General features: G+C 38.4%; 26 protein-coding genes. 11 read left to right on the plus strand and 15 right to left on the minus strand.

The genetic code is table 11. The features are described 5' to 3' along the window. Positions 1-151 precede the first annotated feature (151 nt). From IM797_RS01080 to IM797_RS01100, 6 genes are all read right to left on the minus strand, one after another. On the minus strand, positions 152-703 hold the full coding sequence (locus tag IM797_RS01080) for a hypothetical protein (RefSeq protein WP_194125241.1): 552 nt from the start codon (positions 701-703) through the stop codon (positions 152-154). Between the two features lie 65 nt (positions 704-768). Then, positions 769-1257 carry a hypothetical protein gene (locus IM797_RS01085; protein ID WP_194125242.1) on the minus strand — a complete coding sequence of 163 codons (489 nt, stop codon included), beginning with the start codon at positions 1255-1257 and terminating at the stop codon, positions 769-771. Between the two features lie 22 nt (positions 1258-1279). Beyond that, positions 1280-1582, minus strand: a complete 303-nt coding sequence (locus IM797_RS01090) for a hypothetical protein (RefSeq protein WP_194125243.1) — start codon at positions 1580-1582, stop codon at positions 1280-1282. Between the two features lie 36 nt (positions 1583-1618). Further along, positions 1619-1885, minus strand: coding sequence for a hypothetical protein (locus tag IM797_RS28285; protein WP_228098666.1), 267 nt, complete (start codon positions 1883-1885; stop codon positions 1619-1621). 9 nt (positions 1886-1894) lie between these two features. Then, positions 1895-2086 carry a hypothetical protein gene (locus IM797_RS28290; RefSeq protein ID WP_228098667.1) on the minus strand — a complete coding sequence of 64 codons (192 nt, stop codon included), beginning with the start codon at positions 2084-2086 and terminating at the stop codon, positions 1895-1897. 22 nt (positions 2087-2108) lie between these two features. Further along, positions 2109-2429: a hypothetical protein gene (locus IM797_RS01100; protein ID WP_194125244.1), complete on the minus strand. Its 321-nt coding sequence runs from the start codon at positions 2427-2429 to the stop codon at positions 2109-2111. Positions 2430-2804: 375 nt separating this feature from the next. Between IM797_RS01100 and IM797_RS01105 the strand changes: the two genes are divergently transcribed. From IM797_RS01105 to IM797_RS01130, 6 genes are all read left to right on the plus strand, one after another. Beyond that, entirely contained in the window at positions 2805-3716 is a 912-nt protein-coding gene (locus tag IM797_RS01105) for a HEPN domain-containing protein (protein WP_194125245.1), read from the plus strand. Positions 3717-3720: 4 nt separating this feature from the next. Continuing rightward, positions 3721-4308, plus strand: coding sequence for a hypothetical protein (locus tag IM797_RS01110; RefSeq protein ID WP_194125246.1), 588 nt, complete (start codon positions 3721-3723; stop codon positions 4306-4308). 210 nt (positions 4309-4518) lie between these two features. Then, positions 4519-5265: a hypothetical protein gene (locus IM797_RS01115; RefSeq protein WP_194125247.1), complete on the plus strand. Its 747-nt coding sequence runs from the start codon at positions 4519-4521 to the stop codon at positions 5263-5265. A 169-nt stretch (positions 5266-5434) separates the two neighbouring features. Next, entirely contained in the window at positions 5435-6160 is a 726-nt protein-coding gene (locus IM797_RS01120; RefSeq protein WP_194125248.1) for a hypothetical protein, read from the plus strand. Between the two features lie 93 nt (positions 6161-6253). Then, positions 6254-6739, plus strand: a complete 486-nt coding sequence (locus IM797_RS01125) for a hypothetical protein (RefSeq protein ID WP_194125249.1) — start codon at positions 6254-6256, stop codon at positions 6737-6739. Position 6740: 1 nt separating this feature from the next. Next, positions 6741-6962 (plus strand): hypothetical protein, encoded by a 222-nt coding sequence (locus tag IM797_RS01130; protein WP_194125250.1) that lies wholly within the window; start codon positions 6741-6743, stop codon positions 6960-6962. 375 nt (positions 6963-7337) lie between these two features. Here the strand turns inward: IM797_RS01130 and IM797_RS01135 are convergent, their stop codons facing one another. From IM797_RS01135 to IM797_RS01150, 5 genes are all read right to left on the minus strand, one after another. Further along, the gene (locus tag IM797_RS01135) at positions 7338-7733 is read right to left on the minus strand and encodes a hypothetical protein (protein WP_194125251.1); all 396 of its coding nucleotides are present in this window, start codon (positions 7731-7733) and stop codon (positions 7338-7340) included. A 99-nt stretch (positions 7734-7832) separates the two neighbouring features. Further along, positions 7833-7967 carry a hypothetical protein gene (locus tag IM797_RS28485; RefSeq protein WP_255526703.1) on the minus strand — a complete coding sequence of 45 codons (135 nt, stop codon included), beginning with the start codon at positions 7965-7967 and terminating at the stop codon, positions 7833-7835. Positions 7968-8007: 40 nt separating this feature from the next. After that, a complete protein-coding gene (locus IM797_RS01140) occupies positions 8008-8775 on the minus strand; it encodes a hypothetical protein (RefSeq protein WP_194125252.1) in 768 nt (255 codons plus the stop codon). A 257-nt stretch (positions 8776-9032) separates the two neighbouring features. After that, positions 9033-11429, minus strand: a complete 2397-nt coding sequence (locus IM797_RS01145; protein ID WP_194125253.1) for a TonB-dependent receptor — start codon at positions 11427-11429, stop codon at positions 9033-9035. A gap of 150 nt (positions 11430-11579) precedes the next feature. After that, complete coding sequence (locus IM797_RS01150) at positions 11580-12311, minus strand: hypothetical protein (RefSeq protein ID WP_194125254.1); 732 nt, start codon at positions 12309-12311, stop codon at positions 11580-11582. Positions 12312-12976: 665 nt separating this feature from the next. Between IM797_RS01150 and IM797_RS01155 the strand changes: the two genes are divergently transcribed. Then, on the plus strand, positions 12977-13630 hold the full coding sequence (locus tag IM797_RS01155) for a pseudouridylate synthase (protein ID WP_194125255.1): 654 nt from the start codon (positions 12977-12979) through the stop codon (positions 13628-13630). Between the two features lie 13 nt (positions 13631-13643). Here IM797_RS01155 and IM797_RS01160 read toward each other — a convergent pair whose 3' ends face one another. Both IM797_RS01160 and IM797_RS01165 read right to left on the minus strand, forming a co-directional pair. Further along, positions 13644-14021, minus strand: a complete 378-nt coding sequence (locus IM797_RS01160; protein ID WP_194125256.1) for a DoxX family protein — start codon at positions 14019-14021, stop codon at positions 13644-13646. A gap of 112 nt (positions 14022-14133) precedes the next feature. Continuing rightward, entirely contained in the window at positions 14134-14712 is a 579-nt protein-coding gene (locus IM797_RS01165; protein ID WP_228098668.1) for an alkylphosphonate utilization protein, read from the minus strand. A gap of 255 nt (positions 14713-14967) precedes the next feature. Here IM797_RS01165 and IM797_RS01170 point away from each other — a divergent pair, with 255 nt between their 5' ends. Then, positions 14968-15159, plus strand: a complete 192-nt coding sequence (locus IM797_RS01170) for a cold-shock protein (protein WP_194125257.1) — start codon at positions 14968-14970, stop codon at positions 15157-15159. Positions 15160-15478: 319 nt separating this feature from the next. Here the strand turns inward: IM797_RS01170 and IM797_RS01175 are convergent, their stop codons facing one another. Together IM797_RS01175 and IM797_RS01180 are read right to left on the minus strand one after the other, a co-directional pair. Further along, positions 15479-17239, minus strand: coding sequence for an ABC transporter ATP-binding protein (locus IM797_RS01175; protein ID WP_194125258.1), 1761 nt, complete (start codon positions 17237-17239; stop codon positions 15479-15481). Further along, complete coding sequence (locus IM797_RS01180; RefSeq protein WP_194125259.1) at positions 17223-18962, minus strand: ABC transporter ATP-binding protein; 1740 nt, start codon at positions 18960-18962, stop codon at positions 17223-17225. The genes IM797_RS01175 and IM797_RS01180 overlap by 17 nt, the downstream gene beginning before the upstream one ends. 206 nt (positions 18963-19168) lie before the next feature. Between IM797_RS01180 and IM797_RS01185 the strand changes: the two genes are divergently transcribed. The 3 genes from IM797_RS01185 to IM797_RS01195 all read left to right on the plus strand — a co-directional run bounded on the left by IM797_RS01185 (position 19169) and on the right by IM797_RS01195 (position 21877). Continuing rightward, the gene (locus IM797_RS01185) at positions 19169-19747 is read left to right on the plus strand and encodes a hypothetical protein (protein ID WP_194125260.1); all 579 of its coding nucleotides are present in this window, start codon (positions 19169-19171) and stop codon (positions 19745-19747) included. A gap of 283 nt (positions 19748-20030) precedes the next feature. Beyond that, entirely contained in the window at positions 20031-20651 is a 621-nt protein-coding gene (locus IM797_RS01190) for a phosphatase PAP2-related protein (protein ID WP_194125261.1), read from the plus strand. 479 nt (positions 20652-21130) lie between these two features. After that, positions 21131-21877 carry a LytTR family DNA-binding domain-containing protein gene (locus IM797_RS01195; protein ID WP_194125262.1) on the plus strand — a complete coding sequence of 249 codons (747 nt, stop codon included), beginning with the start codon at positions 21131-21133 and terminating at the stop codon, positions 21875-21877. Positions 21878-22002: the final 125 nt, after the last annotated feature.

Raw genomic sequence — 22002 nt, forward strand, 5'->3', positions numbered from 1 at the left:
ATTGTGCCTAACTTATATATACCAGGCATAAACATTCTCCAATGCAGCTGTAAGGAGTAGTATTTGAGCCATAAATTTGCTGGTTTTGTATCTCTAATATATTAATTTATAGCTAAGCATAAGGACTTGTATATCTTTTTTGTTTTGGGGCTCACATAATCTTCTTTTCAACCGACATACTTATCCAGTAAATTCCCATCTGCCCCCTGTTATCCATTACGCCTTTTGGCAACTGATTTTTAGGACAGCTTAAAATGGAAGTATCTACCCCTTTTACAAATGCAGTTAAGGCTTCAAGTTTATTTTCTGAAAATGGAAGTATCGTGTAGTCCCAACTGGAATAAAAAGACAACATCCAATTAAATTCTGAATCGATTTTTCCATCGATTAAATATTGATTTAAAATGGAATACGATTCAGATACGATTGTATTGTCAAGATCTTCAATTCCTGTATAACAACTGGGCTCCACCTGTGCATACCAATTTAAAAATATCAGCCGCTTTAAGATTTCAAGCTTTGCTGCTTCATCATCAATACGAAGATAAAGTTCAAGATAAGATCTATGGATATTTAGATATTGTTCAAATATTCCTTCTGTGGAAAGTTTTTCGGTTACAAAGTCCATTGTTCCATTTTGAGATTCAGCATAGTCCCAAATTTCTAATTCTTTATCAGATAAAATGTCGATTTCGGTTTTCATAGTATGATCGCTCTTTTCAGGCACTGGAGCTCAATTATTGATATCTTCAATAAAAGCAAAATAGGTTATATATTAAGTAACGTATTAACTTGCTTCCACTTCGGGTCAAAATCTATTTCGTAGGTAAAAGATACCAATCTGTTTTCTGCCAGACTAACCTTTCTTAAAAATTGCTCGATAGGTTCATTCTCTTCCGAATAACACTCGATTTCCATTCCTCTATCTGATACCAGCCTAGAAACCAAGTGGCAAATGCATATCCTCTTCAATTCATCTGAAAAGAAATCCTCAATTGTGCCCATATCCAAGTCGGGACTATTCTCGGCAACTTTATCAGTGAGATCAATACTTATCCCGATATGATAAGGGCAAAATTCTTTGAACCCGTACTTTCTATATGATTTATCAACCCAGCCAGTGCCTAGCTTGCCATTTTGCATGGTTAGCTTTAAGAGGGTAAAAGAATGTTTCGGATATATCTGATCCGAATATTTTACCATCTCCCAGTCAACCACAGGAGGTTTGTTTCTAAAAAATATGTTTAATAAGTTCACTTTTTAAGGGGTTTATTGTTAGTTATTTACGGTTTTTTTTGCTTTCCTCGTTGATCCTCCTGTAAACGAGTTTAACTATCCAATCAAGTTCGCTCTGCTCACACCAATATTCACTTATATATCCATAAGTCTGGCATGTTGAGACGTTAAAGCCTTCCTCAATGTCATTGTAAAAAACTACCGCATTACCGAAGATTGCGACTACCCAAAATTCTCCGCCTTCGTTTCCATATTCTTTTTCCTGCCATTTCTGGGGCGCAATTTTAATCAGGTTCCAAAATTTCAATGGCTCACCTTCGAGTTTGATTCTCCCTTTGAAATCCATTCTTCTAATTCAGCTAATGAAATCGGTGTCCACATGCTAAAAGTCGTAAACTGTTACTTCAATATTTCTTTCAGCCAAAGCCGATTTGATCAATGGCTCGATTTTGTCCCATGTACCGCCAGCCAGACCACATCCAATCTTAGGCATATGCACCGTTGCACCAATTTCAGATGCAAACTGGGCAACTTTTTCTAGACCCTTGGATATCGCCTCGTACCGAATTGGTGCATTTCCCATTTCGTCTTTGTTTATTTTATGTTGGCCAATCAGGTTCGCAATCCAAAGGTCGTCTTCAACTTTCACGAACTGGACTTAGCCAAGGGAGAAACCAGTTTTTGATTTGGACCACTCACGATATCTCTTTTCTGGTTCTTTCCAGCGTTTTGAGATTGCCATTACAAAACCTTTTCCCCACCCGCCGATATCGTTGCAAACGTGTACAATAATCTTGTTACCGCTATATGCAGGATTAGTGGCGTCGCCCGTTAGATAGTTAATATCCATTTATTCTATTAAAGAAGTTGATCTATTTCGTGTGCTTAGCCTTATTCACCCCAATCATGCTGATTATCTTCTTTTCTGTTTCTGCCTGTATCACATTGATGATCAGATTTGGGTCAATATTTAGTATGTATGCTAAACGTAGTATTTCAGAAACGGTGAACTTTTCCGGATCAGCCAACTTTACAGAATACCGTTCCGAATTGATGCCTAACAATTTAATAATCTTAGTCGGATACAACTCAGAAATATCATACATCTTTTTGATCTTGTTGGTTTCAAACATTGCGCCTATTGACGAAAGGTCTTTTTCGGGATTATTATTGTTGTTTTTCCAATTAGCCATATTACTACGTTTATAACTAAAGTCGTCAATAGATTACTATTCATTTATAAAAAAGAACTATTAGTAAATTTAAAAATACGAATAGTTTGTTTTTGTCTGGACTTTTCACTACGTTTGGGTATGAAAGAATAAAGAATTATTTTTAGCGATTACTTCACAAAATATTGAAGCATTCGCACTTCGAGTCTCGTCTTAGAAACCTGAGAAATTTCAAATGGATACGAGAGGTAAGTGTAGTGCTCACGTCATAGGCGTGAGCCTGCTTTTCCGTATCCAAGGCTTCTCAGGGCCACTAAGACGGGAAGTGGGTTTCACGCCTTATTTTGTGCCGTCCACTTCCAAGACTCATTCGAAAGAAATTTAAATGAGATCAATATGGAACCAAAATTATCACGAGAGGCCGAACACACTGTCCATTTCAGGGAATTTATCCAACGACTTGCCCAGAAGTTCGAACCGCTACAGATCTTCAGCTTTTCGCAGAACAGCTACACTAATAATTCCCAAGGCTGCTTTAATGACAATCAATGCTATTTTAAATGCGACTATTGCCTATTGGTAGTTACCGAAACTGCAACCCGAATAGATTATGAAATGCAGGATTTCGCCAACAGCTATTACCAGCATGGAACGATTACTGTGATCTCCCATGGCTGGCAATCCGTTATGGACGCAGTACAGCAAAACAGCCGCTTTTTTATCAGCGTGCTTACCTATGGAAAACTGCTCTATAGTAAGGATGGACTGTTAGACAGTGATCCAATATCTATGTTTATCCCCACAAAGGGCGCGATCAAGGCAATAAGACATTATGAACATCGTATACCGCTGGCTGACGGATTTCTGATGTGCGCATCCGAATGTCTGGAGAAGGAACAGTTTGGAATATGTGCCTTTATGCTCCATCAGGCCGTAGAACAGACTTGTATCTGTCTGGTGAGGGTTCATATCGCCTACCGTTCGGAGTTCCATAACCTTTACCGCCTGCTCCGTTTGTGTCAATGCTTTTCTGAAAAGCCTTTTCAGCTTTTCCTGTCTACTCCCGAAGATGAGCGGTTATTTGATGTAATGGCAAAAAGTTATTCTGGTTCACGTTATAAAGATGATTTTACGGTTTCCAGGCAGGATGCAGAGCGTCTTTATCAACTGGTCGCATCTTTTCTTTTGCTGGCAAAGGAGATGTGCAACGAAAAAATAGAACTGCTGGCTAAATCGGCATCAGATTATGCAGTCTTAAAAAACGCTGATCATGTACAGATCGAAAAAATATTACAGACCAATATTTGAAAATATGAATAAGCAGACAAAAGATACATCAGATAACAGGATTGTTTATCTTGACAATGATGAAATAACAGATCCGATAAAAGTGGTATACGATTTTTTCAGTCACTCATGGTTGCCCAATCATTTGAAGATGCTGAAACGCTGGCGAAACGATGCAGCACTTGAATCCGAAGAATCAAAAAAATGTAGCCCAGACTACCTTGTTTATAATTACGAACTGACCATAAAGCTGATAGAGGCCGCCTGGCTATTAAAGAGCCATAAGCTTGGAAGACTTGACTTCGATGACAAACAGGAAAGTAATATCGCAAAATGGTACATCAAAACGGAAAGGAAGAAGCTAAGGGATTATCCAGAAAATCTGAGCATTCGGGAGATCGTAAAGCCTTCATCTGTACTAAAGAAAATGTTCAAGATCTATAAACTGGACGTATACAAAAAAATCCTGAACACATGGCTTCACGAAGCGCTGAGTACCTCCTTTATGGAAGAAAGCCTGTCCAAATCTGAAGTAATCACAGTTTACGAACAATTGGTCAAACTGTTCGAGGCTAGGTGGCTGATTAGTCAGCGGATCAAGACAGACGCTTAAATTCATTTCAACTGCCTCTAACCGTCCAAACTTTAGCTCGGTATGTTGGGCATGAATAAAGTATCATACTTTTAGCTTTTAACTTGCTCAACTGGAACATTCAATAATAAATATAAACTACTATATTCGTTCATAAATGTCCAAGGCCAATAGGATTTTCAAATACACTTTTTATAAGCCACTCAAAACCCATATCTGTAAAACGTATTTATGAAACGCATACTTTATTTAATTTTGTTATTAGTATCATTAACCAGTTGCGGACATACTCAAACAAACACTTCACACGAAAAACTAACAGGTAATATTAAAAACGACTTGAAGCTTCTGTTGCCAACTGGAACGATTAATGCGGATGTTATGGATGGGGTTCTCCAAGAACCTAGGCAGATTGAATTATCAAAAAAACTTCAGTCTGCTGTAAAGCAAAATTATGCTTGGTTTGTAGATTATATGAAAACTGTTCCTCAAGGTCAACCAATGCCTTATCACATAAACCTAGGGGTAACAAAAGAAGAATATGCTGAACTTATGGGTTTTATGGACAATATAGAAGTAATTTCTACAGGAACTCAACAAATTTCAATACAGAACAAAGATGACATAATACATTTTAAATCAGATAATAAGCTTTCCTTGTTAGATTCATTAAAAATAGATTTGAAGAATAATGTTGTACTGTTTGGCCATTTAAAGTTGCCATTTGGAGATACTTTAAATATAATATCCAATAAAAACGCTTTAAAGAGTAAGTGGACAGGATATAGCTGGATTTTAGAGCAACCAAAAGATTTAAATCCGGAGGAACTGAAAGATTTAAATAATCTAAAAATGAAACAATATAAACTCACTATAGGAAAACTCGAGAAGAACGGAAAAACATATATGAGTTTGAAAGGAAGAGAAATTGAAAATGGGGTCAGAACGGTAGACTTCGAGATACCTGTTCAATTTTAATAGGTTTACTTGTAACAACGGTTTGGCATAAGTTGCGAAAATTTAACCTCAGCTTGTTATATTGAATAAAAATTTAACGCAAGCATGTCACCTTCGCCACGTTTCAGGGTATTTGATGCCATTCGTGAGCTTACCTTTCAATTAGCAAACCTGCAAACGTCAAAGAGAAATGAACACTGAACTACACGATATAAAAACTAACATTAAAATAGGTGAACAAATTTTTGAAGCCGTTCCAAGTAGCCTTAAACCGAAGTGGGCGGGAATAATTTTAAATAAATTCAATAGATATATCACAGAAATTCCAGAAATAAAAGAACTAACTGAAATAATTAAAAAGTCTGATCGCTGGCATGAAGCCCATGAACAATTTGGCTTAATCAGACGTTTTTTACTGGACAACACAAATTATACGCCCCAAGAATATATACTTTTAGCAGAAAGTATTGCCAAAATCACTTACAATTCATCACGGGAGCCTGCACCATTTGACTTCGATAGCGGTTATTACGTTCCAAGTTTAGCCCTAAAGGCAGCAGAGTTTTTTCAGGATGAAAGGCTTCAAGAGGATATAAAAACAACTTTACTTTTATTTAGCCGAAATAAAAACCTAAAGACAGATTTATCAAAAGCGCGAGAGATTCTCCTTTATCAACAAATAGACGATATACTTTGGTACGATTGGGATCCAATAGGAATTAATGATATGGCACCGAGCGATGAATATCAAAGCTACACGCCTCAAATCTTTGGTCTTGTCAAATCAAATACTGATAGAATGTTCATTGCAAAGACTTTGTTCAAGATTGAAACCTACAATATGGGATTGGCAGGAAATATAGAAAAATGCTTAAGGATTGCCGATAAGATTCTGGCTATAGATATGGAAAACTAAACTTCCCATATTGTACTACAATTCTTTGCGTAGACACCAGATAATGATTGGAAGGTTGCGCTGGTGAAATGTGAAGAGCATATTAAATGGAAGTTGAAACAAAAGACGCTGTCTGGAGCTCATGCGGCAGCTAACTTAGGCGCTGATCCGATAGAGCATTATTTAGGCATCGCTTATGAGAAAGTGCTAACCGCAGAGTGGGAATGGAAAGACGAGTTTACCTTATCGCAGCAGTTGATAAGGATTGCTGATAGTTATATCAGTAAAGAAGTCGTTAAAGCAACATCCCCTAAAGGACAAGCGTTAAAGATAGAATACACTGATATTGAAGAAGAATTTTATGATCTAGCAGAACCTCCAAATGATGAGAATGAAAACCAGCAAATGGATAATAGATTAAAGCAGATAGAAGACGCTGCTGCTGGGGATGAAAATTTAGAATTTATGATCGAAGGATTAAAAGAGGGAAAGAAAAGATCAGATATAGCTGAATTATTAGGAATTAATGTCCGGCAGCTGGATAAATTAAGAGAAAAGCTAATGCGACGGGTTCAAAAAACACAATCTTCAACAAATTAACATGGCAACGTTAAACGCAAAGCAAGTTTTGAGTAATCTATACGGGTTAATGATGGAGATCAACTATCACCGTTTAGATGAAGAAGTTTTAGAAGAACTTCAACAAAAATCAAATAGGCAAGTAGATAAACATTTAATAAAGGTCAAACAATTATCAGCAAAACTAAGCTCTGGAAAACAAAGACCGCTTTCAAAAAGCACTCGCCCAGATAGCAAAACTTAGAGAAAAAGGCCTAGACGAATTAAAAAAGTTATTAAATCCACAGGAAGCAGGTCAATTAGTGCCACTGTTCAGGAAATTTGATGAACTGACCAAGGATGACGAAAAATCTATCTTAGAGGATCAGGAACTACTCCTCCTGATAGAAATCCTAAAAAATAAGCTTGATAATGATCCAGAGCAATAACCCTTTAAAAGCTGCTTTACTTGATAGCAATTGCAACTAAAAAATACAGACAAAAAGGTGAGTAATTCGGTGAGTCGCTTTTTAAAAACCTTCCAGATAGTCATTAAACGCTGAAAATTGAACGAAGTTCACATCCCAGCGGGATCACTAAAAAGCCTCAATGTAAATTGAGGCTTTTTATTTTGGAATCATCATTTATTACTAAACTTTAGGGTATCTACTTGCACATTTCTGTTCCGGGCCTTGCGGAAAATCTGAAATATCGATTTTTCAAAATCTCCCTTTTCGCTGTTTGAGGACCTCAGCGAAGACTTACGCTTCGTTGCATCTACAGGTTTCTCAACACCCGGAAGAATTGTATGGCTGCCATCTGGATTTACCAGGACATTACCAACAATCACCGAATGCGTCCCGTTTGAATTGACAATGACGTTACCCGCCACAACTGAATGGGTGCCATCAGGATTGACAATGACATTTCCTGTCACAACGGAATGACTGCCATCCGGATTTACTATTACCTGCGTCCTTCCCACCTGATGGGTCAGGAAAAGTACCAGAGCGGTACATAAAATTGATTTGATCATAAGATTTAATATTTGTGTGTATGATAAAAGTAACGAAAATTCCATCTATTTCAAAATACCCAAATCACAACGCAATACATGCTGATTTAGCCAGATGTCCTAAATCTTTTCAAAATACTTTCCGCCAAATTTATACTGTATTTTGCTTTTGGTTACCCTGCCATCGCTACTGATCAGCGGAATTAAAATCGTATTGTTCTTTCGATCATACAGTAATAATACGTATGTCTTCATTGGTATGGTATTTATGCGGAGCTGTTAAAATGCAAAAAAATTATTCATAGGTATGTTCTACAACTTCGATGACCATATGCTCCCCCTCCCGCCATTTCGTCCAGCCTTCATAATTTATCTTATCATCAAAATTGGATTCCCTACCGAAACCCTTTTTTAACTTGATCCATTCACCTTTTACTGCGGCTACCCCAAAAGGTAAAAAGTCATGCTCTTTCTGCTCAAAAATAGCTTTACCACCTGGCTGATCATAAATCACCAACTTATCCTTCGTTATAAACTCCACCCTTTTCAGATACCGCTCCCAGGTTTCAAAAATAAACCACCTGGGATTGTACTTGGAACCAGGACAATTGCTACAGTTATTGTCCCAGAGCTCCCGCTCAGTGGTGTAATAAGAGCTAAATGCATCTCTTTTGATAAAAAAGGTTTCCCAGGTATCCTCATTGGTAACGACCTCAAAAAACTTTGCAGTTGTATCCACCACCCGGAACTTCAATTCAGCCGGAAAACGGATTAAACCCATACTGATATCTTTCCGGCCTGCTTCATCACTATCGCCGGCATTCATCAAATAAGGCTTCATTTTAATCCGGGAGACGAATTTAGTAACACCCGACTTTTCAACTTCAAATTTTAAGATATCAGATGCCGTATGATCCGTATCACCTTTATACAATGGAATATCATACCTGGTATTAACAGTAAGTAAGCCAATCCCAATGGCTTTTTTAGGACTTGCTTTTGGTTCCTTACAACGGACCAGGGAAAGTAGAAGAGCAGGTATTAAGAGCAGATATTTATACATTCAGATTTTTTAAGTGTTTTAGATCATCACATCTTGATATGCACAGTTAATCTTAATTAGAGCAACAGCTGGCACATCTCATTCTAAAATAACAATGTTCTCCCCGCTATGTTTTATCAAGCCAGGAAATCTTAGCCCATGGGATTCCTGTTCTAAGACAGAAAATGAGGCAATACTAAAAATTTGCTTCCTCTAAAGTACCTTCCGCTCTGTGACCACAGCAGCAGATGCCAGTTACAGGAGAGGAAGCAAGCTTCCTATTTTACACCTCCAAACTTGTAGGCAAACTCTGCAATAAAGTTAGCAGGTGCTTGCGGAATCGTGGTTCCCCAGCCAATAAAATAGTTTTTATCGGTAATGTTATTGGCTTTTAAGCCTAACCTGTATCGTTGCTGATCATAACTCAACGAAGCATTGATGACTGTATACGCAGGTAAAGTAAACAAACTGGTGGTGGTAATTGCTGTAATGTTACTGCTGGCGTAGTTTCCGCCTAAACCAATCCCTATCCCCCTCAATGAACCTTCACTAATGCGGTAACTTGCCCAGGCATTCAACATTGACTTAGGTCCGGCACTTTCAGGACGCAGGCCATCTACATTGGCAGCAGCTTTTAAATATTTACTGTCATTAAAGGCATAACCCGCAATAAGGTTAAAACCAGGAATTGGATTAAAAGCCAGTTCTGCCTCAAAACCTTTACTCAGCTGATTCCCATTCTGAATACTAAATCCTGCACGATCGGGGTCCAACCGCACCGTATTGTTTACTTTAATATAGTAATAACTCATTGTACTGGTCAATCTACCTTCTAAAAGGCTCAATTTTACCCCACCTTCAGCCTGATTTGCCAGTCTGGGTTTAAAGCTGCTAATGGTTTGATCTGGTTGTGTTACAGGTGCCACGTTTTGAAAACCACTCATATAATTCGCAAATACCGAAAGTTTATCCTTAACCGGCTGATAAACCAACCCAAACTTTGGCGCAAAAGCAGTTTGGTCATACTTCGCTGCTGTTAAGCGTGTATTCAGATTAAAAGTACCCTTATTTTCAAAACGATCAACCCGGACACTCAGCAAAGCCATTAACTCCGGTGTCAGGTCCAATACATTCTGTACATAACTACTGTAGGTGTCTTGCGAAGATCGTGTACGTGTTGGCACAATTCCCTTTACTTTATCCGTCAAAGCGACCTTAGTCAAGGCGCCATACTCAGCCGCTGTCGGATTAATGGCATCAATTTGGTCAAAAGCCACAAATGCACTACTTGCCCTGGCTTCAGTATGCAGGTAATCCAGCCCGATCAGTAGCCGGTTGCGTATTTCGCCCAACTTAAATTCTGTAGTGAAATTCTGTTGCAAATCGGCCATGGCATTTTTGCTATATAAGGATAATGTAGCGTTCCTTGTTAATCTCAGATTACCGGCAGCCATACTCAGGTAGGCAGATGCCCCATCACCATCGGTACTTGAAAAAGAAAAATTAGTTTGCGATTTCCAGCCTCCACCCATTTCATAATCTGCCTGGGCATACATATTACCCGTGGTTACGTTGCTTTCCATATCATCGCCAACAAATCGGCGCTTAAAATCAAAATTCAGTTCGGCCGGGGTATGTACGCCTGTCGCATTCGAGGCATCCGCAAATAACCGGTAAAAGCCATTATTTTTGCCTTTCATGTATTCAGCTTCTAACGTGAGCGTCAACCTATCATTGGCTTTATAAGTTAAGGACGGTGCTACAAAGCCGTAAGACAAGAAACCAGCATCCTGAAAATTCCCTTCGTAATGTTTGGCTCCAGATAACCGGAACAATAAGGTTTTATCGGCATTTAAAGGCACATTTACGTCCGCAGTTAAGCGGCTCAGGCCAAAACTTCCGATAGAATAACCTGCTATACCTTCAAATACATCATGGGGCTTCTTGGTCACGCGGTTAAACAAGCCACCAAACGACGTTAAACTGCTGCTGCCAAACAAAGCACCTGACGGGCCTTTGATCGCTTCCAGGCTTTCCAGATTTACCGGATCCAGGTAGCCTACCGTCATACCAGGTACACCATTTCTCAAATATGAAGCACCAGTAAAACCGCGCATGGCAACCGTACCGCCCGGTCCATTGCCATTGTTTTGCAATTGCAGAATTACACCTGGTACATTTTTCAGCACATCCGAATAAGTAACAATCATTTGGTCCATAATCAATTCCCTGCTCACTGTAGTATATACCTGAGGATTTTCTAAATCCTTCAAAGGCATTTTAGCTACAGTTACACTAGCCGGTCTAGAAAACTTATTGGTTCTGCCGCCGCCTATAATTACTTCTTGCAATTGTGCGTAACTTTCGCTCAAGGTAAAATTCAATTCCAGTTGCTCATTAGCTGCTACAATTATGTTTTTTTGTATTGGTGATAAACCGACTGCCGAAACCTTGATCATATACTCGCCAGCCTTTACGTCATTAATTTTATAGTTCCCTTTGTTATCAGTTGTTGCACCTTGCTTTTTGCCTAGTAGTTGAACCGAGATACGCTGAGCAGGTTTCCCCTCTACAGTTAGCACTTTTCCTTTAATCAGACTCCCCTGCTGGGCGATTGCAGTTAAATGACTGAAAGCCAATATGCAAAAGAGCGTATTTAGTAATTTTATTTTCATGTTCTTATTTAGATTAATTATAATTAACACGAAAGTATACAAAGGAACCGGAAACCACCAAATTATTTTTAGCCAAACTTAACAGTATATCAAACTAAATATCAATCCCCAGGCAAACGCCCAGGGATCTTACACATAATCTTGCGCTGATTATCGGTTATAGATATCTATAGTATTTTCCAGCTTCTTTTTCGCCGAAAAAGTTTTGAAATAACCACCTGTTACCAAGCCAAGGCCCAGTACCCCTAAACTCGATCCTATGATGAAATTTTTATCTGAGAAGGCGTTTTTACCTTCGCTGGTGGCAACAAATAATCCTGTTAAAAGAGATGCAGCTCCAGCTATATAGCACAACGTGGTTGTATTCACGCTTCTGCGGTAAGCGCGAAGCATATCCATACTTCTGGGGTCATCCCTCAGATCCCTTTTCAGGTTGGTATAATTTAACTTTTTCAAATCAGAATAGCCTTTATTGTAATACATGTTGCTGTTGATCGCTGTTACAGGCATAGCTGCGTAGGGTAACTCATAAGCGTTATGTGGATTGTAGATAAAAGGGACATACGATAGCGATTTCTCCAGAAAAACATTGATCTTTCCAGCTATGATCCGCTCTGCGAACGCTTCAGTCCGCATAACTCCCATCTTCCTCGTATTCGCAAAGAAACCATCTTTGGTATTTAAAAATTTGACTTGTGCGATGGGGACATTTCTGGAGTCCACTTTCACCCGTAGATTTCCCGCAAAATCCGGCCTGAATTTAATGTCATTTGCGTAAATGACAGAATCAGAATAGAGGTACAAAAAGTCTCTGGATTCGCGCAGCTGGGCACGAGCGCTCAGGCCATAGCAAGCCATTGCGATAATTAATAGTTTTTTCATATCGGTTAAATTTGTGTGTGTAAGTAATACTACACAAAATTCTACCCAAAAAATAATTGTAACCAAGAAATTATATATGGCAAAACTTGCTTTTGGAATGCCAACAATTATAACTATATTAGTGCTGCCACTCCAGCCTGATTCCAGGCCTCATTTTCACTTTTTTTCAGAATCAATTTACATCTAAGTTCTTGCTTAATGCAATCTATTAACTAAGTCAAGTATACGCCGAACATTGTCCGACTCTCCTCCGACTCTCGTTCGACAAAACTAAGCTATTAGTTATCCAAAAGCAGCAGCAGATCCGCAGTGTTTATATGCAGGTTAATAGTTGTATAATACATCCAAAAAAATCCGGCAGACAAAGCTTCGGCCCGGCCCAAACATGCATATAGACATAAAGACATCTAAACATCCACCCTATTCGGATCTAACATATCTCTATTATTGCTAAAGATATCCCCTGAATTTGAGTCTGAAAATTAATATCTTTGTAAATCAGAGCTTATTACAGGCTTTCCCAAGAATGAACCTACAGAAATTAATCAATGTTTAGCCTGGACGATCAGAATTCTATACTTTGGCGCTTTGACGAAACTAAGGAAATAACTTCATTGGCGTCCGGGCTGATTTTTTCCATAACTGAAAAGCCCCATAGACTGAGTTTGCTCGCTGCAACAGCATTACAAGCTCATTTAATACAAAAAAACTGGGAGCATAACTTCGGTTTGCCAGCCAATGCCGATGGTGTTGTTATCGGAAAAATGTTTGGTGTTTTGGTTGTCAGAACAAGCCATGGTAATTTTGGTTATCTCGCCGCATTCTCAGGTAAATTGGCTGGAAAGAATCACCATGAAGGATTTGTGCCTCCCGTTTATGACGCATTGGCACCGGGTAGTTTTTTGAATGCCGGCATGAAAAAACTGGCTGAAATCAATCTAGAAATATCAGCCTTAGAACTTGAGGGTTCAAACCAGAATCAAACAAAGGTTTCCATGCTGAAAAATATGAGGAAAAGCCAATCCAGGACTTTGCAAAACCAACTTTTTGAACAATATCATTTTTTGAACAAAGCAGGCCAGTCTAAAAGTCTAATCGAAGTCTTTAAAAACGTTTTTGCCACGAAACCTCCTGCTGGTGCCGGAGAATGCGCAGCACCTAAATTACTGCAATATGCTTTTATGAACGATATGGAGCCACTCGCCCTTGCCGAATTCTGGTGGGGATTATCGCCAAAATCGGCACAGTGGAAACACGGTCATTTCTACCCACCATGCCACGAAAAATGTGCACCGATCCTGGCGCACATGTTATCGTGATTAGATTTTAAAATTATCCATTTAACTTATTGCTGGTAATCTTATGGTAGTAAACATAAGAAACCATTAAGATAGCCAGAATAATTAATGGAAAGACAGCCTGAAAACTAAAGCCTTCAACACACCAGTGACTGATGCATGCGAATAAAAAATCGAATGCAAAACCTGCATATGCCCATTCTTTCACTTTTGCCGGGGTTTTAGGTATGATTAAGGCCAGTGCGCCTAAAATTTTAAATACAACAAGTGCATTTCCAAAATATTCAGGATAGCCCAGATGAGAGATCCCTTCTTTTGCCAGTTTTGTTTGAGAGGTTAATGCTGGCATCACCCCCTCAAACAGAAAGATGATTGTTGTGCTTACCCAAAAGATGATTTTTTCCTTTTTCATAATGGTTTGGTTATCATTTACAAATAATTAACAACTCAAAATTAGTTTGAATGTAAGGAAAAAACGTCATTAATTACGACAATCTAAAGGGGTAATTACGTCAAAACGGCCATTAAGCCCCTTGCTTTCTCACATACTTGGTAAGTATAACGATAACCTGACCTTCTATTTTACCTTCAATCTGGTCTGTGTTATTTTCTACCAGGCGGATATTTTTCACGACAGTACCCAGTTTTACGCTTAGAGATGATCCTTTAACATCCAGTGTTTTTGTTAAGACAACAGTATTGCCCGTTTCAAGAATTGCTCCATTGCTATCTCTATGTAGTTCTTCAGCCTCAGTTTCTTCCTCATCTAATCCAGCCTGGGCCCAAGCCAACGTTTCTTCGTCCAGGTACATCATATCTAATGCATCTGAAGCCCAGTTTTCAGCTTTCAACCGGTTCAATAAACGCCAGCTCAATACCTGAACCCCTGGCACAACACTCCATATACTTGTAGTTAAGCAACGCAAATGATTTTGATCTGTAGGTGCTGTCCTTTCGATCTGTGCACGGCATTTATCGCAGATTAAAATGGTATTGTCTTCGTTTGGAACTTTCTGAGGAATTACACTATAGGTATTTAACGGTTCTCCCGACTCACATAACTCGCATTTATTTTCGCTTCTTTTAAGTAATTGCTCTTCCAATTTAATTGCTCTATTTTTAATTTAACTGATTAGTCAAAGATAAGGAATATTTCGCAGCCAATAAATTTAGCGGTTTTCAATTAAACCTTTAGCAGTTATCTCAGTCAAACATCTGAGAGCGTTAATTTAGATTGCGGGGCTGGGTTCTTGAAACCTGGCCCCGCGTCTTTTTTGTAGGAATTAGATCATAATTCATGATATTTAATTGTTATATCAATAATTTAAACTACATTTAAAAAAATTAAATATAATATAATGCAAAAAGGTACAGTAAAGTTTTTTAATGAGAGTAAAGGTTTTGGATTTATTACCCCTGCAGATGGCGGTAGCGAAATCTTTGTTCATTCTTCAGGCTTATCTGATAACATTCGTGAGAATGATTCAGTTGAGTATGATGTAGAAGAAGGCCGTAAAGGTCTTAATGCGGTAAATGTAAAAGTAGCTTAACATACTATAAAAATTAATCGTAAAGGGTCTTGTCATTTGATGACAAGACCCTTTTTTCATTTATGTTAATTTATTTTTAACTGCTTTAGTATCAATAAATAGCTTAGATATTGAATCTGTAAAAACTAAAACCGTAATATTTTTTCTTAACTTCATCAAAAAATATAAAACTATGGAACATCATCAGTCAGTACATGGACAGAACATTACTATTTTCTTGGTTTCTCTGTGCGTAATTATTATCGTTACTGCTTTTTATCTGTCATTCATCAGAAAAAACAAAGAAGCGGGCGGACATTAATCCACCTGCTTCTTGCATTTAGCTATTGCGCTTTCCTTTCAAAAGCATATTCATGGCATGTTCCATGGTTCCAGCTTTAATTACTTCTCCTGAATTCACAAAAAATATCTCATCAGCATTCTCTATAGTATTTAGCCGATGGGCAATGATGACCAATGTGGTATGTTTGGGTAATTTTTTCAGAATATCTCCCAAAAGTTGCTCAGTAATGGTATCAATATTTGCGGTAGCTTCATCCAGAATCAACAGTTCCGGGTTTCTCAAAACGGCTCTCATAAAGGCGATTAACTGCTTTTGCCCGAGACTTATGCTATCGGAATTTGAAGTCACTTCCGTTTCCAGGCCCTGATCAAACAAAGCCAGCAAAGCTTCCAGATGGGCTTCTTTAATTACAGCTTCCAATTGTTCATTGTTGAAGTCTTTGTAATTTGCATTTCCGTAAAGAATATTATCCTTTACCGTACCGGTAAATAAAAACGGCTCCTGCAAAATAAATCCGATTTTTTCAGTGCGTTCCGCCGCAGTATAACTTCTGATATCTTTTCCATTTAACAACACCGTACCCTGCGTAGGATCGTATAAACGAGCCATTAACGAAGCTGTCGTGGTTTTCCCTCCCCCTGTCGGACCTATTAAAGCATAGGTTTTACCCCGCTCCAAATCAAAACTGATGTTGTGCAAAATTTCTTGCCCTTCAGCATATCCGAAATGAACATTTTTGAAAGACAATAAGCTTTCCGAAGCTTTAAAATCTGAAACATCAATCGTCTGCAGATCACTTTCCATGGATAAGATCTGAGAAATGCGATCCCAACCTGCCAGTGCGACCTGGAAATTGCTCCATAGCGCGGCCAGTTGCCTTAAAGGATTATAGAAATTGACAGCGTAAGACAAATAACTAATTAATAGGCCAATTGTAAACTCCCCGATGGTAATGAGGTGAATGCCGTAAACCAGAACAATGAGCTGTGCCATACTTGAAAAAAGGCCATAAACCGGGATGAATACCGTATTGGCAATGCCAGCCCATATGGCTGTGCTGTAGTTTTGCCGATTGGTTTCGTCAAATCTTTTTCTAAAATAATCACGTCTGTTGAAGGCAATAATGACTTTAAAATTGTTCAGACTCTCCTGGATACCTGCGCTGAGTCCGCCTACACTTTTCAGGTTCAGGGCATTCTTCTTTTTAACCCATGCGGATACCAAAGCTGTAAACAATAAAATAAGTATAGCTGGTGTCAGTGTAGCTGCACCAAGCTTGGTATTGATAACAAGCAGAAATACACCGGCCCCGATCATGGTAAATATGCTGCTCAGAAACTGCACCAACGATTGAGAAAAAAACTGATTAATTTTGTCGGTATCGTTGTTGACCCTGGAAATTAAATCACCTGCCTTATTCTGGTTGAAAAAAGAAACAGGTAATTCCTGTAACTTACTAAATATCGCATTTCGCAGTGTGTACAGCATACGTTGGCTTACACTCCCCATTAATTTTGTCTGAAAGTATCCCGTAACCAGGGTTATTAAAAACATGCAAAATAAAATTCCGGAAAACATCAGTACACCATTAAACTGCTTAGTGGTTACATAAGTGTCTATGGTATGGCCAATGAGGTATGGCGCAAGAAGCAATAAACTCGAATTGATGACGATGGCAATAAAAGCAAGCCAAAGGTTTTTGCGTTCATGCGCAATCAATTGCAAAAGTTTTCTGAGTACCGCGATCGTCGACTTTTTCTCCTCCTTTTCCTTAACCTCGTTAAGATTGTAGTTCATAGTTGCTGGTACTTTGTTGTGAGTTATAAATTTGTACGTATTCCGGACTTTGCTGCATCAGATCAGCATGTTTCCCCTGTGCTATAATTTCGCCTTGCATTAACAGAATCACTTTATCATAATGTTGAACGGAGGCGATTTTTTGAGTTACAGACAGCAATGTTAATCCAGGATAATTCAAATGAACGTTATTTAAAATCCTTTGCTCGGTCTGCGTGTCAACCCTTGCCGTGAAATCATCCAACAACAACACTTTTGGATTTAAAGCAAGCGCACGAGCCAGCATAATGCGCTGCTTTTGACCACCCGATAAATTAGAGCCGCGTTCTGAAACGATGGTATCTAACTTTTCAGGAAGTGCGTTGACGAAATCATTCAATTCAGCAGTATCAATTGCTTTTTTTAAGGACTCATCGGTCACTAAATCACTAAATGCAATGTTTTCGCGAATACTCATGTTAAAAATAATGCTATCCTGGAACACAAAACCAATCTGGCTATGGAAAGCTTCCTGATCATAGCTTAGCACAGGTTTGCCATCAAACAGGACTTCACCCTCATTAGGTTTGATCAAACCTGTTAATAAATAGAGTAATTGTGTCTTGCCTGCAGCTGTGGGGCCAATTATTGCTGTTTTTGATCCGGCTTCCAACTTAAAAGAAACGTGTTTCAATGCGGGTTTTTGCCCATATAAAACGCCCACATTTTTCATTTCGATCTCCCCGATCAATGACGTCTTCAAATCTCCGGAGCTTTCTATATCTGCGGCTTCCAATACACCAATAATGCGGGCATATGAAGCCGTAGCTTGCGCAATTACATTACTCATGAAACCAATAACAAGGATTGGAAAGATCAATAATGCCAGATAACTATTAAAAGCAGCAAAATCTCCCAGTGTCATGCGATCACTGATGACGTAGTGTCCACCGAGTAAAAGTATGGTTAGTGCCGCAAGGTTTGCAACAAATATAATGACCGGGATTAAGCCGGCAAATAGATTCAAAATGGAAAGCCCAAGGTCACGTGCCTTCGTATTGGCAGCGAGAAATTTCGCGTATTCAAGTTGTTGTGAATTGATGACCCGTATGAGGGCTGCACCAAGGATACTCTCATTGATGACTTTATTTAACCAATCAATTACTTCACGACTTTGTTTAAATAAGACGCTTACCTTCTTGATCACCAGAAAAAAAGTAATTCCAATGATGGGAATGATGGCAATTATAGCCAGTGCCAGCTCCCAGTTTATGGTGATCAATAAAATGCTTGCGCCTACGATGATAAATATGGAGGAAGTAATCGATACAATTGCCTGGGCAATAAAAAGCTTAATAGAATCTACATCAGCAGTCAGATTGGTCAGCAGCTTGGAGGGGTTAGCCAATTCGACATAGGCATTACTTTGCTGAGAAATCCGATCTGCTAACCTGGTCCTTAAATCGCGAGCAACCTTTTCAGAAGCGTAAGTCTGAACAAGTCCCTGAAAAAAAGTAAATAAAAATACCATACCGATCGCAAATCCGAATTTGATTAGGATAGGATTCATTTCAAAGACTCCGCGTGTGTAGTCGTCAATCCCATTGGCCACCAGTCTGGGCAGGATTAAGTTGATCCCGTTGCTTAGAAGCGCACACAGCAGCAATAATGTAATTAAGCCTTTGTAAGGCTTAAGCAAACTTAAAATACTTGGTTTCTTTGGCTTCTTATCTGATGTACTCATCTCTAATTAATTTATCCGCTGAAATCTGTATGTAGATCCTAAACCAGATTAACATACAAATATGAAGATATAATTTTGATTGGGCTGATAAAACTGAATAATGTATTGTTTTTATTGGTATAATAATTGTATTCTCCATTAAAAAATAAAAGTAATGAACAATTAAATTGTTTATTTGTTATTAAATCACATTAAAAACAGATCTTATGAAAAAGTTATTTTTTACTATTATGTTGGGTACAGCGATGACATTCGGAGCCAATGCCCAAATTCAGAAAGGAAATGTGATGATGGGTGCAAATCTGTCCAACATCAGTTTTGGTTTAGACAAACCAAATCAATTTAAGTTTAACGTTTCACCAAAAGCAGCCTGGTTTGTTCAGGACGGATTAGCAATTGGTGGTGAGGTTGATCTTGGAATCGCAACCCAAAAAGGGCAAGGAACAGATTTTAATTATGGTGTAAGCGCTTTAGGTCGGTATTATGGTGCGACTGGTGCAAATGAAGTAGTTAACAATTCACGTTTTTTTGGTGAAGCAACTGTTGGGATTCAAGGTACCAATCCTGCAGGTGGCGGAAATACAAATGGACTGGGATTCAGCTTCGGACCAGGCTGGACCTATTTTGTTACCCCTTCAATTGGGTTAGAGGCTTTGCTTAAGTATAATGGCGTTGTAGGTTTTGGAAGTAGCGCATATGCACATAATTTGGGTATAGGTGTCGGTTTCCAAATCTATTTACCAGGAAAAAGCACAGCAAGAAAAGTAAGCAAAGACATGAATTAGTCAACTGCTCTTTTTAAAAATAAATGTTGTAACATTTAAAAATATTTGTACCTTTGTTTTCGAGAGCGTTAATTTAACGGGGCTGGATCTACGGATTCAACCCCGTTTCTTATTTAAAGACCTCTTATAAAGGCTTTTAGTATTCCATTTGTTTTACTTTAGAAGCTGATGTAGATAAGCGGGCATAATGTTCAGGCGGTAAATAATGATGAACATGCTTGATTTTATTTTAAAATCCCTTTATTTGTCTAATTTTACAGGACAAAACAACTAACCTACCTTCATGCAATTTAAACAGTTCAGCTGGCAGATCGCCTGGGAATATCCTGTTTTCAGGATAAAATTTATTCTTGGGATGATTTGCCTGATCGGGATTATTCTTTTTATTCCTCATTTTTTCGCTAGCATAGAAGCCAGGGAAGGCATTGTACTGAACGATTGGGTTTTGGCTGAAATTAAAGCGGTTGATGTGTCGCTCTATATATTTATAGTCATGTATGCGATGGTTGCGCTGCTGCTTTTGCGGATGTCAAAAAATACTTCTATCTGCTTAACAGCATTATGGTCCTTTATATTTTTGTGTCTTGCACGCATTCTTACCATAAGTCTGGTCCCATTAGATCCGCCCAAAGGAATTATTAATCTTATCGATCCATGTTCTGTTCTCTTTTACAGAACACATGCCATTACTAAGGATTTGTTTTTCTCTGGTCACACGGCTACGATTTTTTTAGGTGCACTTTGCCTGGAGCATAAAAAAGAGAAAATCATCGGCTTTGTGGCTGCATTTATTGTGGGCGTGCTGTTACTGGTTCAGCATGTTCATTATACCGCAGATGTATTGGCAGCTCCGTTGTTCTGTTGGCTTTGCTGGTATCTTGGAAAATCTATGGCAAAAATATAGCTAATTTTCAGTTTGAATCTGATGTTAGTCACTAAAAGGAACTTACGTTCCTTTTAGAACTAATCAAGCATACGAGAGCATACTAATATTTTGAGTTTTCTTACTTTCAAGTTAAAGTTCCCGACAAATCTGGCCGGGAACCTTGTTTTTAATAGGGGGATTGTCTAAAAGTAATAAACAATCGAGGTGTCTACAATTATATTACATGAATGCAGCGTTTTACGTGGTGAATAACACTAAAAACTTGGTGAATGAAAACTAAGTTTTGAGAAAGATCCCAGTTTATTGATTAAGGTCGTGTAAATTTAAATTTCGGTCAACTGACTTACAAATTGTATTTTTTCGGCAAAAAATCAGCAACTTTACGTTGCAATAATTAATTTATTGAAATAAAAAAATATATTACACCATTGATTTATTTTGACTAAAGGACGGTTGTTAATCGGTGAGTTATGAGATGGTCTGCAAATTAACAAACTATGGAGCGAGAATTTAACTGTGTTATTATAGACGATGAGATGCATGCAGTAGAACTGCTGACGGATTATATTTCGGCCATGCCAAACCTACATTTGATCAAATGCTTCACAGATCCACTTAATGCAATGGTTGATATTGGTGATGCTGACGACATAGACATTGTTTTTATGGATATAGACATGCCGGGAATGAGTGGACTGGATTTATCTCAAGCCATTCGCCACAAAACCAAATACCTCGTATTTACTACTGCCCATGCTAAATATGCAATTGACGCATTCAGTGTCCAAGCCAATGAATACCTATTGAAGCCCATATCTATGAGTAAATTTGCGCTGATGGTTAATCGGCTGGTTACATCAGAAGTTGCTGTAAAAAAGCAAGTAAAGACTGAAGATTTCTTTTTCGTCAAAACAGACCAGACTCAACGGTATACTAAGGTGAATTTAAGGGACCTGATCGCAGTGGAGGGTTTAAACAACTACATTAAAATACACACGCCGACAGGCACTTATATCGCCTACCTGACAATGAAAGAAATGGAATCCAAATTGGAAGGAAATGTGAATTTTATGAGGGTACAGCGTTCTTTTATCATCTCAATGGATCACATTAATAAAGTTGAAGCTTCCACGATCATCCTAAGTAATAAACTGGAAGTACCATTAGGTACCACGTATAAAAAGTCCTTTCTCAATTTTCTGGAGCGGAATACCATAAGATCCACTAGAAACATTTCTGAATAGAAGTGTAGCAATTTAATGACGCCTAAACATTAGTTAAACAGGTATTTCAAACTTAATGGAACCAAATAAAGTTAAATATTCCCCCCCACTGATATCGCGATTAAAAATACATTTAATAGCCTGGC

The sequence above is a fragment of the Pedobacter sp. MC2016-24 genome (assembly GCF_015223055.1).
Lineage (GTDB): Bacteria > Bacteroidota > Bacteroidia > Sphingobacteriales > Sphingobacteriaceae > Pedobacter.